General features: G+C 74.4%; 9 protein-coding genes and 1 pseudogene. 9 read left to right on the plus strand and 1 reads right to left on the minus strand.

The features are described from left to right. The first annotated feature begins 3 nt into the window (after positions 1 to 3). Positions 4 to 1,140 (plus strand): trans-sulfuration enzyme family protein, encoded by a 1,137-nt coding sequence (locus ACGF5G_RS33265; RefSeq protein WP_393270361.1) that lies wholly within the window; start codon positions 4 to 6, stop codon positions 1,138 to 1,140. 56 nt (positions 1,141 to 1,196) lie between these two features. After that, positions 1,197 to 1,856, plus strand: a complete 660-nt coding sequence (locus ACGF5G_RS33270; protein WP_357699533.1) for a hypothetical protein — start codon at positions 1,197 to 1,199, stop codon at positions 1,854 to 1,856. A 127-nt stretch (positions 1,857 to 1,983) separates the two neighbouring features. On the opposite strand, the gene ACGF5G_RS33275 is transcribed toward ACGF5G_RS33270, so the two are convergent. Next, positions 1,984 to 2,709 (minus strand): DUF899 family protein, encoded by a 726-nt coding sequence (locus tag ACGF5G_RS33275; protein ID WP_393270365.1) that lies wholly within the window; start codon positions 2,707 to 2,709, stop codon positions 1,984 to 1,986. A 105-nt stretch (positions 2,710 to 2,814) separates the two neighbouring features. Between ACGF5G_RS33275 and rfbA the strand changes: the two genes are divergently transcribed. The 7 genes and pseudogenes from rfbA (at position 2,815) to ACGF5G_RS33310 (ending at position 11,299) form a co-directional block, all read left to right on the plus strand. Further along, positions 2,815 to 3,708 carry a glucose-1-phosphate thymidylyltransferase RfbA gene (gene rfbA / locus ACGF5G_RS33280; RefSeq protein WP_393270367.1) on the plus strand — a complete coding sequence of 298 codons (894 nt, stop codon included), beginning with the start codon at positions 2,815 to 2,817 and terminating at the stop codon, positions 3,706 to 3,708. Positions 3,709 to 3,817: 109 nt separating this feature from the next. Beyond that, a pseudogene (locus ACGF5G_RS33285) lies at positions 3,818 to 4,669 on the plus strand (class I SAM-dependent methyltransferase); the annotation flags it as partial. Positions 4,670 to 4,752: 83 nt separating this feature from the next. Beyond that, positions 4,753 to 5,571 (plus strand): crotonobetainyl-CoA--carnitine CoA-transferase, encoded by an 819-nt coding sequence (locus tag ACGF5G_RS33290; protein ID WP_393270369.1) that lies wholly within the window; start codon positions 4,753 to 4,755, stop codon positions 5,569 to 5,571. Continuing rightward, positions 5,568 to 6,836, plus strand: coding sequence for an aminotransferase class V-fold PLP-dependent enzyme (locus ACGF5G_RS33295; RefSeq protein WP_393270371.1), 1,269 nt, complete (start codon positions 5,568 to 5,570; stop codon positions 6,834 to 6,836). Before ACGF5G_RS33290 ends, ACGF5G_RS33295 begins: the two co-directional genes overlap by 4 nt. Then, positions 6,800 to 8,356, plus strand: coding sequence for a TldD/PmbA family protein (locus tag ACGF5G_RS33300; RefSeq protein WP_393270373.1), 1,557 nt, complete (start codon positions 6,800 to 6,802; stop codon positions 8,354 to 8,356). The genes ACGF5G_RS33295 and ACGF5G_RS33300 overlap by 37 nt, the downstream gene beginning before the upstream one ends. 23 nt (positions 8,357 to 8,379) lie before the next feature. Beyond that, the gene (locus ACGF5G_RS33305; protein ID WP_393270388.1) at positions 8,380 to 9,729 is read left to right on the plus strand and encodes a metallopeptidase TldD-related protein; all 1,350 of its coding nucleotides are present in this window, start codon (positions 8,380 to 8,382) and stop codon (positions 9,727 to 9,729) included. Between the two features lie 367 nt (positions 9,730 to 10,096). Then, on the plus strand, positions 10,097 to 11,299 hold the full coding sequence (locus ACGF5G_RS33310) for a DUF6004 family protein (RefSeq protein ID WP_350687465.1): 1,203 nt from the start codon (positions 10,097 to 10,099) through the stop codon (positions 11,297 to 11,299). The last annotated feature ends 183 nt before the right edge of the window (positions 11,300 to 11,482 follow it).

Below are 11,482 nucleotides of genomic sequence, written 5' to 3' on the forward strand. Positions count from 1 at the left end.
GGCATGCGCTTCGACACCCGACTGGTGCACGGCGGCCGCCGGCCGCCGGCGGGCACCGGGGACGTCGTCCCCCCGATCCACGTCTCCACCACCTACGAGCGCCGGGCGCAGGACGAGCCCCGCTACTTCTACGGCCGGGGCGAGAACCCCACCCGGGAGGAGCTGGAGGAGTGCCTCGCCGGGCTGGAGCGGGCCCCGTTCGCCACCGTCTTCTCCTCCGGCCAGGCCGCTGCCGCGACCCTGCTGTCGCTGGTGCGGCCCGGGCAGTGCGTGGTGAGCACCGACGACGTGTACGCCGGCACCGACGGCCTGTTCGACCTGGCCGCGCGGCAGGGCGTGCGGGTGCGGTACGCCGACCTGACCACCCCGGAGGGGATCACGGCGGCCCTGGCGGAGCCGGACCTCGCCCTGGTCTGGATCGAGACGCCGACCAACCCGCTGCTCACCGTGGTGGACGTCGCCGAGGTCAGCCGGCGGGCGCACGAGCGGGGGGCCCGCGTGGTGGTCGACAACACCTTCGCCAGCCCGGTGCTCCAGCAGCCGCTGGCGCTCGGCGCCGACGTCTCGCTGTACAGCACCACGAAGTCCATCGCCGGCCACGCGGACGTGCTGGGCGGCGCCCTCGTCTACCGCGACGCGGACCTGCACGCCGCGGTCCGGGCGTACCGGACGACGGCCGGGAACGTGCCGGGGGCGCTGGACTGCTTCCTGGTCCGCCGGGGGTTGCACACCCTGTCGCTGCGGGTGCACCGGCAGGTCGCCACCGCGCGCGTCCTGGTGGAGCGGCTGCGGGCGAGCCCCGCGGTCGGCGCCGTCCACTATCCGGGGCTGCCTGAGCACCCGCAGCACGCGGTCGTCAAGGCCCAGATGAGCGCGCCCGGCGCGATCGTCTCCTTCGACTACCTCGGCGGCCCCGCCGAGCGACTGCTGGACCGGTTCACGCTCTTCACCTGCGGTGTCAGCCTCGGGGGCGTGCACTCCCTCGTGGAGTGCCCGGCCCTGATGACGCACCGTCCGCTGTCGCCCGAGGCCCGCGCGCGGCGGGGCATCGGCGACTCGCTGATCCGCCTGTCGGTCGGCATCGAGGATCCGCACGACCTCGCCGAGGACCTGTCCCAGGCGTTGGCGGGCGGGCCCTGAGCCGGCCGTCCGCCCGCGTCCCGCCGTCCACCCGCCTGCCACGAAAGGGGCCGTCCATGGCCATCCGCGAGATCGACACGACGTTGCCGGTCGTCCGGTCGCTGCCCGCGCCGGGGCGCTACCTGTGCGGCCTGACCTTCGACGGCGAGTTCTTCTGGCACTCGGACCAGGAGGCCGGCGAGATCTACGCCCTCGCCCCGGACACCGGCGCCGTCGTGCGGACCCTGTCCTGCCCCCGGGCGCGGGCCGACCTCACCGTGGGCGGCGGCGCGCTCTGCCAGGTCGGCGGCCGTCCGAAGCGGATCCTGCTGATCGACCCGCTCACCGGCGAGGCGCTCGGCGAGAAGGAGGTGGCCCCGCCCAGCGGCCGGCTCTGCGGGGTGGAGACCACCGGCGTGGCGATGTGGATGGGGCTGCGCGGACCGTCGGTGGTGCAGCTCCGCGACGTCGCCACGATGACCGTCCAGCGTGAGTTCCCGGTGCCCGGCGTGCCGTCCGGGCTGACGGTGGCCGGTGACCTCGTGGTCTACGCCGATTTCGAGGGGGCGATGCTGCGGGCGGTCGACGCCCGGCACGGCACGCTGCGCGGACAGGCGCCGGTGGCCGGCCGTCCGGTCGGCCTGACCTGGGACGGCGCGCTGCTCTGGTACGCCGACTTCGCCGGCCGCCGGCTGGCGGCGGTGCGGCTGCCCGACCTGCTCGCCACCGGGTCGTGACCCGGCGGCGAGCATCCGCCGCCGGGCGGGGCCGGAACGGTGTCGTGCCGGCCCGGGCCAGCCGCAGGGCCGGACGCGCGATCGTGCCGGCCCGGGGAGGCCGCCGGGCCGGTCCGAGGGCGGGCCGTCAGGCCGGTGCGGGGGACGCCGCCGGGCCGGGGACGTAGTCGTTGCCGGCGTACCAGTCGCCGCGGCCCTGGGGCAGCAGGTCGAGGACGTTCCAGACCGGGCTGAGCAGGTCGATGCCGCGTTCGCCGCCGTCGGGGAAGCTCGCCGGGGCGGAGTAGAGGTGCCGCACCCGGTTGCCCTCGGCGCGCAGCACGCTGACCATCGGTCGTTGCGTGCCGTCCGGGTGCTCGGCGCGCAGGTCCGCGTTGAAGGACGTGCCGTGGCTGGACAGGATCCGCAGGCCGGTCCAGCCCCGCCGCCGGGCCCAGGCGCGCAGCCGGGGCAGCGGCGCCTTCGCCACCACCGCCACGGCGGTGTGCCGCCGCAGGTGCGGAAGCACCCCGTGGAAGCCGTCCACCCACAGCGAGCACATCGGACAGGCCTCGGCGGCGTCCGGCGCGAACATCAGGTGGTAGACGAAGAGGGTCTCGTGCTCCTCGAACAGGTCGCGCAGCCGGACGCTTCGGGCCGGCCCGGGCCGGGCCAGGTCGGCCGGCCCCTCGGCGAGCCGGTAGTCCGCCAGCAACGGGCCTGGCGGCAGCCGCCGCCGCGCCGCGGCCACGCGTTCGAGCTGGTCGCGCAGGTCCTGCTCGGCCGACGCGAGCGCCCGCCGCGCGGCCACGTACGCGCCGTCGGCGCCGACGGGCCAGCTCGGCAGCGCGGTCTCCTGGTCGACGTCGGTCATTGCCGCTCCCTCCGCGACGGTCGGGTCACCCCGGGCAGGCTACCCCGCCCGGCACCCGACGTGATGTTTCCACCACGCGCAGGCGCCATGCGCTACGCTTTAAAAATGCGTGGTGTTTTGCTCGCTGGTGGCACCGGCTCGCGGATGTGGCCGGTGACCCGGGCGGTCTCCAAGCAACTGATGCCGGTCTACGACAAGCCAATGATCTTCTATCCGCTGAGCACCCTCGTGACGGCCGGTGTGCGGGAGATCCTCATCATCACGCGCCCCGACGAGCAGCCGCTGTTCCGGCGCCTGCTCGGCGACGGCGGCCAGTGGGGGCTCGACCTGCGGTACGCCGTGCAGGAGCGCCCGGACGGCATCGCGCACGCGCTCCTGCTCGCCGCGGACTTCCTCGCCGGCGGCCCGGCCATGCTCATCCTCGGCGACAACATCATCCACTCCGCCGAGCTGGACCGGCAGCTCGCCGAGCTGACCGGGGTGGACGGTGGGCTGGTGTTCGGGCTCCCGGTGGCGGACCCGCGGCCGTACGGGGTGCTCGACCTCGACGAGTGCGGCGCGGTGCGCGACATCGTGGAGAAGCCCTTGGTCCCGCCGTCCCGCTACGCCGTGCCCGGTCTCTACGTGTACGGCGCGGACGTCGTCGCCATCGCCGCGGAGCTGACGCCGAGCGCCCGGGGCGAGTTGGAGATCACCGACGTCAACCGGGAGTACCTGCGCCAGGGCCGGCTGGAGGTGCGGCTGCTCGGGCGGCGCACCGCGTGGCTGGACACCGGCCGGTTCGGCGACCTGATGAAGGCGGCCGAGTACGTGCGCGTGATCGAGGAACGGCACGGCGTCAAGGTCGGCTGCGTCGAGGAGGCGGCCTGGCGGGCCGGGCTGCTCGACGACGCGGCGATGCGCCGCCTGGCGGTGCCGCTGCGCGCCAGCGGGTACGGCGACTACCTGCTGCAACTGCTCGACGGCGAGCGTCCGGCGCGCCCGGCGGCCGTCCGGTGAGGGCCCGGGGGTCGGCGGCGGGCAGGTGATGGCAAGCTCACGCCGTTGCCCGGCCAACTTGCCAATCATATAGTGAGCTGAGGCCGAGTCCGCCTGCGAGGAGAGCGACATGACCGCCGTCCGGTTCGACTCCGTGGCCTTCAAGGCCGAGCAACGTGACACCTGGAACGCGGTCAGCGCCGGGTGGGACTTCTGGCAGGACCGCTACGAGCGGGCCGCGGCGCCGGTGACCGACTGGCTGCTGCGCGCCGCCGGGCTCCGTCCCGGCCACCGGGTGCTCGACGTCGGCTGCGGCACCGGCGAGCCGTCGGTCAGCGCCGGCCGGCTGGTCGCCCCCACCGGCCGGGTGCTCGGCATCGACCTCGCACCGGAGATGGTCGACCGGGCCCGCCGCTGCGCCGCCGGCCTCAACCACCCGATCGAGTTCGCCGAGTCCGACGTGGAGGCCCTCGACCTGCCGGCGCACTCCTTCGACGCGGTGCTCAGCCGGTGGGGGCTGATGTTCGCGGTGGACCGGCAGCGTACCCTCGCGGGCCTGCACCGCCTCCTGGCTCCCGGCGGCGTGCTGGCCGCCGCCGTCTGGGGGCCGCCGGAGGCGAACCCGATGACCTCGCTGGGCTTCCGGACGCTGGCCGCGGGCCTGCCGGTCCCCCCGCCGGGCCGTCCCGGCCCGTTCAGCATGTCCGACGCCGAACGCACCCGCGCCGACCTGCTCGCCGCGGGCTTCACGGACGTCGGCACCGAGTCCGTCGGGATCGCGATGCGCTTCGCGTCCGTCGACGAGTACCTCGCGTACACCCGCGACGTGACGCCGCCCGGTGTGCTCGCCACGGTGCGGCGGCAGCTCGGCGCCGACGCGGAGCGGGCGGGCTGGGAGCGGCTCGCCGAGGCCGCCGCCGCCTTCGCCGACGCGGACGGCGTGCTCACCCTGCCCGGCTCGGCGCTCTGCCTGCGCGCGCGCCGCCCCGCCGGCGCGTCGGCCGGCGCCGGCCGGCCCGAGGCGGCCGGATCCGGCCCGCCGGGGGCCGGGCCGGGGAGGGCCGGATGACCGCGGCCTGCCCGAGCGCGCCCCGCCCGGCCCGTCCGTCGGCCGGCCACCCCGGCCTGCTCGCGCTGGCCCAGTCGTACGTCGACGACGCCGCCGCCCGCGGTGAGCTGCCGCGCCGGGACCTGGGTGGGTTGCCCGGCACCCGGGTGCGCGTCGACCCGGAGTTCTGCCGCACGGTGGCGCGGCACTTCGACCGGGCGCCCCGGCGCGACCTGGGGCCGGACCTGGCGGCCCGCTACCGCCGGTTCACGGAGGAGAACCTGCGCCACTTCGCCCTGCTGGCCGGGGCGGGGATCCGCGTCGAGCCGTGGCGGGGCCCCGGGCAGCCGTACCGGGGCGCGGCGGACCTGGTCGACCGCCTCGCCCGCACCGGCGTGCTGCACGTCTACCTGACCCGGGACGGCCACGGCCCCGACGGGCCCGCGCCGGACCATCCGCTCTGCGCCCCGTCGGGTGTCACGGTCGGCGGCGTACCGCTGCTGCACAACGACATCTTCCGGGCCGTGCACGACGTCTTCGGTCACGTCATGCTCGGCGCCTCGATGGGGGTGGCGGGCGAGTTCCTGGCCGCGTACGGGCACATGGCGATGTACTCGCCCGAGGTGCATCCCGTCGTCTTCACCGAGCAGGTCAGCCAGATCTGCTGGTTCTTCCACGGCCCGCACCTGGCGGACCGGGCCGGGCGGTGGCCCCGGCGCGGCGAGCCGGGGTGGATCCCCCCGTCCGAGCGGCCCTACCCGGAGCAGAAGCTCTTCCCCTGCCCGCCGGGTTTCCTCGACCGCTTCACCGCAAGCTTCACGGAGGAAGCACGATGACCGACACGGCTGCCCGTCCCCTGTCCGCGGTGCGGGCCGAGTTCCCGTTCCTCGACGTGGCCGGGCACGGCCCGCCGCTGGCCTACCTCGACAACGCCGCGACGACGCAGAAGCCCCGGTCGGTCCTCGACGCGGTGGTCGACTTCTACACCACGGCGAACAGCAACGTCGGGCGCGGCTTCTACGAGCTCAGCCGCCAGGCCACCGGCCGTTACGAGGACGCCCGGGAGGTGGTCCGGCGGTTCGTGAACGCCGCCCACGCCGACGAGATCGTCTTCACCCGGGGCACGACGGACGCGGTGAACCTGCTCGCCGACACCTTCGCCCAGCGGATCGTCGGCGCCGGCGACGACATCGTGGTCACCGGCATGGAGCACAACTCCAACCTGCTGCCGTGGCGCCGGCTCTGCGAACGGAGCGGGGCGAGGCTGCGGGTCGTGCCGTCGCCGGCCGGCGGGCCGGTCCGGTCGGAGGATCTGGCCGCCGTCCTGGGCCGGCGGACCCGCCTCGTCGCGGTCAGCCACGTCTCCAACGTGCTCGGCACCGTCAACCCCGTGCGGGAGCTGGTCCGGGTGGCGCACGACCGGGGCGTGCCCGTGGTCGTCGACGGCGCGCAGGCGGTCGCGCACCTGCCGGTCGACGTGCGGGAGATCGGCGCTGACTTCTACTGCTTCTCCGGCCACAAGGTGTACGCCCCGATGGGCTCCGGGGTGCTCTACGGCCGGCGGGAACTGCTCGCCGACCTGCCGCCCTACCAGGTGGGCGGTGGGACGGTCAAGGGGGTCTCGCACGACGCCCCAGTGTCCTACGTGCCGGTTCCGGCGCGGCTGGAGGCCGGCACCCCGGACATCGGCGCCGCGGTCGGTCTCGCCACCGCGTTGACCTGGCTGGACGGGCTCGACCGGGACGCGGTGCGGGCACACGACGCGGACCTGGTCCGGTACGCCGTCGACGTCCTGCGCGACGTCGACCGGGTGCGGGTCGTCGGCGACCCGGCCGCGGACCCGGCCGGCATCGTCTCCATCGCCGTGGACGGCCTGCACCCGTACGACGTGGGCGGGCACCTCGACGCGCACGGCATCGCCGTGCGGTCCGGCGTGCACTGCGCCAGCGCGTTCCTCGACGACCTGGGGCTGCTCGGCACGGTGCGGCTCTCCTTCGCGGTCTACAGCACCCGCGGCGAGGTCGACCGGGTCGCCGAGGCGCTGCGTACCGTGCGGGCGGGGGAGTGGACCACCCAGTACCCCGACATCCGGTTCCGGTGACCGCCGGGCCCGCCCCGGCCGTCGCCACGGAACCGGGATTCGACACGCTGCCGGCCGGGGAGCTGGCCCTGGCCGCGCTGGAACGGGCCCGCCGGCTCGGCGCCTCGTACGCCGACGTGCGGCTGCGGCGGGTGCGGGCGCTGCGCGAGCGGGTCCGCGACGCGCAGCCGGAGGGCACCCAGGAGAGCGTCGAGACCGGGGTCGGCGTGCGGGTCCTCGTGGACGGCACCTGGGGTTTCGCCTCGGGGGTGGACCTCTCCCCGCCGGGGGCCACCGAGCTGGCGGCCCGGGCCTGCGAGCTGGCCCGGATGCTGCGCCCGCTGCGCGGCGCACCGCCCCGGCTGGCGCCCGAGCCGGTCCACGGGCCGGCGGTGTGGGAGTCGCCGTGCGAGGTGGACCCCTTCGCGGTGCCCGCCGCCGAGCGCACCGCCCTGCTGGCCCGCTGGTGCGCGATCCTGCGCGACGGCGGCGCCGACCTGGCGGAGGCGTACCTGCAGGTGTTCCGCGAGTCCACCGTGTACCACGACAGCGAGGGCCGGCGCATCCGGCAGCGGCGGACGTGGCTGCACCCGATGGTGGTCGGGTTCCGGATCGACGCGGACAGCGGCACCTTCGAGACCATGCGCACCCTCGGGCCGCCGGCCGCCCGTGGCTGGGAGTACCTGACCGGGACCGGCTGGGACTGGGCGGGCGAGCTGGCCCGCCTGCCGGGGCTGCTGGCCGAGAAGCTCGCCGCCCCGTCGGTCGAGCCGGGGGAGTACGACCTCGTCATCGACCCGACCAACCTCTGGCTGACGATTCACGAGACCGTCGGGCACGCCACCGAGCTGGACCGGATCCTCGGCCGGGAGGCGGCCTTCGCCGGCACCTCGTTCGTCACCCCCGACGACATCGGGTCGCTCCGCTACGGCTCGCCGGCGATGAACGTGGTCGCCGACCGCACCACCCCGCACGGGCTCGCCACCATCGGCTACGACGACGACGGCGTGGCCGCCCGGTCGTGGCCGCTCGTCCGCGACGGCGTGCTGGTCGGCACGCAACACGACCGGCAGACCGCCGGCGCCGCCGGGCTGGACTACTCCACCGGCTGCGCGTACGCCGAGTCGTACCGGCACCTGCCCGTGCAGCGGATGCCGAACGTCTCGCTCCGCCCCGCGCCGGACGGGCCGGACACCCGCGAGTTGATCGGCCGGGTGCGGGACGGGCTGTACGTCGTCGGCGACAACAGCTTCTCGATCGACATGGCACGGGTGAACTTCCAGTTCACCGGGCAGCGCTTCTACCGGATCCGGGACGGCCGCCTGGCCGGCCAGGTGCGGGACGCCGCGTACACGGGGACGACGCTGGAGTTCTGGCGGTCGCTGGAGGCGGTGGGCGGCCCGCAGACCTGGCTGCTGTCCGGTGCGGGGCAGTGCGGCAAGGCGCAGCCGCTGCAACTCGCCGCCGCCGGGCACGGGTGCCCCTCGGCGCTGTTCCGAGGCGTACGCGTGACCAGCACCCGGACGGAGGCGCCCGCGTGAGGACCCCGAGCCCGCAGGAGACGGTGGAGATCGCCCTCGGCGCGGCGGGCGGCGACGACTGCGTGGCGATCGTGGAACAGGGCGCCGACGTGCACCTGCGGTGGGCGGACAACGCGCTGACCGGCAACGGGAGCGGCGACGAGCGCCGGGTGTCGGTGGTGGCCGTCGCAGGCGGCCGGGTGGGTGCGGTGTCGCTGTGCGGGCCGGCCGACCGGGCCGAGGTGGTCGCGCTGGTCGAGGCGGCGCGGGCGGCCGCCCGCCAGGCGCCGCCGGCGCCGGACGCGCGGCCCCTGCCGGCCTCCGGTGCCGGGTCGCCGCACTGGGAGGACCCGGTCCCGGCGGCGCCGCCGACGGTGTTGACCGGGCTGGTCGACCAGTTGGCCGCCGGGTTCGGCCGGGCGCGGCGCGGCGGCCGGGTGCTGCACGGGTACGCCGAGCACCGGATGCGCAGCACGTTCCTCGGCACCTCCACGGGTGTGCGGCTGCGCCACGACGAGCCCGCCGGGCACCTGGAGCTGACCGCGCGTGACCGGGACGGCTTCCCGGTCTGGACGAACGCCGTGACCACCGACTTCGGCGACGTCTCGGTGGCCGCGCTGCAGGACGAGCTGGACCGGCGCCTGCACTGGGGTCGGCGGCGGTTCGAGGTGCCGCCCGGCCGCTACGAGTGCCTGCTGCCGCCGACCGCCGTCGCCGACCTGATGAACTACGCCTACACCACGGCGGGAGCCCGGGCGGCGGCGCAGGGGCGGACGGTCTACAGCGGACCGGGGGGCCGGACCCGGATCGGGGAGCAACTCGCCGGCGTGCCGCTGACCCTGCGCAGCGACCCGGCGGCCGACGGGCTGCGCTGCGCCCCGTTCCTGGTGGCGCCCGCGTCGACGCCGACGAGGTCGGTGTTCGACAACGGCCTTCCGCTGGGCGCGACCCGCTGGTGGGACCAGGGTCGGCTGCGGTCGCTGGTGCACACCCGCGACAGCGCGGACGAGTTGGGCATGCCGCTCACGCCCGCGGTGGACAACCTCATCCTGGAGGGGCCGGGTGGTGTGTCGGCCGCCGACCTGATCGCGACGACCCGGCGTGGCCTGCTGGTGACGAGCCTCTGGTACATCCGTGAGGTGGACCTCGCCACCATGGCCCTCACCGGGCTGACCCGGGACGGCGTCTACCTGGTGCGCGACGGCGAGGTCGTCGGGGCGGTCAACAACTTTCGCTTCAACGACAGCCCCCTGGCGATGGCGGCCCGGGTCACCGAGGTGGGCCGGACCGTGCCGACCCGGGCCCGCGACTGGGGCGACGCGGTGGCGCGTACGGCCATGCCGATGCTGCGCGTCCAGGACTTCCGGCTCACCGCGGCGACCCACGCGGTCTGACCGCCGGATCCGACCGGCGCGCCGCTGACATTGGCTGCCCGCCGGCACGCCCCTGCTTGGCGCCGGCGGCCCGTCGCGGACGGGGCGCGGCCCTACCCGAGCCTGTGGGGGCGCTCCGACCGTGTGGCCGAAGCGGTATACGAACAAATAGCGTCGGTGGGATATGTGCTTACGAGGATTCAACCCTCCCCGTTGGATGATCCCCTTGAACCATCAGTGAAACCGGACATTATTTCGCAAACGATCACTGCGGCCCCGTTGACAGTCACTTTAGAAAACAATAGCGTTCGGGTCAGTGGTCCTCCCGGGTTGAGCAGAGCGTCACAGAGGGCGTCAGGGCATCCGGGGCAAACAGGGAGGTGGAGCCGTGACTGACACGGCGAGAGAGACCTACGAGTCGCTCAACATCGAGCCGAAGCCGCTGCGGCCGCACATCCTGGCTGCGGCGACGGTCGTCTTCGGTGACGACTACTACGGCGGCCGTCGGGAGACGATCAACCTGTCGGGCTTCGTGCAGATGAACAAGTGGCCGATGCCGGGGTTCAAGCACACCGTCGACGAGGACGGCACGGCGAGCTTCAACCTGGAGCTCATCAGCGCCCCCGAGGTCGGCATCAAGGGGTTCAGCTACACGCTGAACGACCGGATCCAGATCCTGTCGAACCCGTACCTGCCGAACACCGGTCACATCAAGCAGATCGTGCCCGGCAAGAACTTCCCCGCGGAGTTCTACATCCGGCGGTTCGGCATCCTGGAGACCAGCACCATGCGGCTGGCCCACCGGGGTGTCATCGACGTCAAGGGGATCGTGGACGGCCTTCCGCCGTACAAGACCCCGCTCACCTCGCCGTTCCTCGGCCGTCCGTACGGCGACCAGGGTGAGGTCATGCCGGCGCACAACGTGGTCCGGGGCACCAACCTCCCGGCCGCGTGGTACCCGTCGAACGACGAGAACGAGGCCGTCGGCAACACGCCGAGCGCCTTCTTCGCGTCGAGCATCGGCCCGTGCGTCTCGATGCTGGTCGACCCGTCGATCATCATCCAGGCCTCGACCGAGGCGAAGATCAAGGTCGAGGTCAACGGCCGCACCGAGGAGATCGAGCTCGCCGGCGACTACCCGCTCGCCGCGGGCGCCGAGATCCTCCTCTTCGGGCCGGAGAAGCACGACCAGGGCTCCGGGGTGCTGGCCCAGCTCGCCCGCGTGGCGCTGGTGGGCAACAGCCCGGCTCTCGGCGGCAAGGTCATGCTGCGGGCCAGCTTCTTCACCGTCTCGGGCGGCCAGCTCGGCGACGGCAACGAGGAGAGCCTGAGCCGGCTGCGCTACCCGGGTGAGCTGCACTTCGACGCTCACTTCGAGCTGGTGACCCCGTCTGCCACGCTCTACGCGGCGGCCCCGGTGCACCTGAGCGGCCAGCTCAAGGACATCGAGCCGACCGGCACGCTGCTGACCGCCGAGCACGCCGACGCCGCGCTGCGGACGAAGGACGGCGAGTCCCGGGCGCGCCTGACCGGTGTGTCGATGAAGCTGGGTGACGCGCTGGTGGGCTCGGAAGCCTACGTCAGCGCGTGACGACCAACCGCCGTTGGTAGTCCCGAAAGACGTCGTCCCGGGTGGCCTCCTGTCACCCGGGACGGCGTCACTCTCCAGGGGTGGCAGACATGTTCGAGCGGTTCACCGACCGAGCGCGACGGGTTGTCGTCCTGGCCCAGGAAGAGGCCCGGATGCTCAACCACAACTACATCGGTACGGAGC

The organism is Micromonospora sp. NPDC047730 (assembly GCF_043204765.1).
Lineage (GTDB): Bacteria > Actinomycetota > Actinomycetes > Mycobacteriales > Micromonosporaceae > Micromonospora.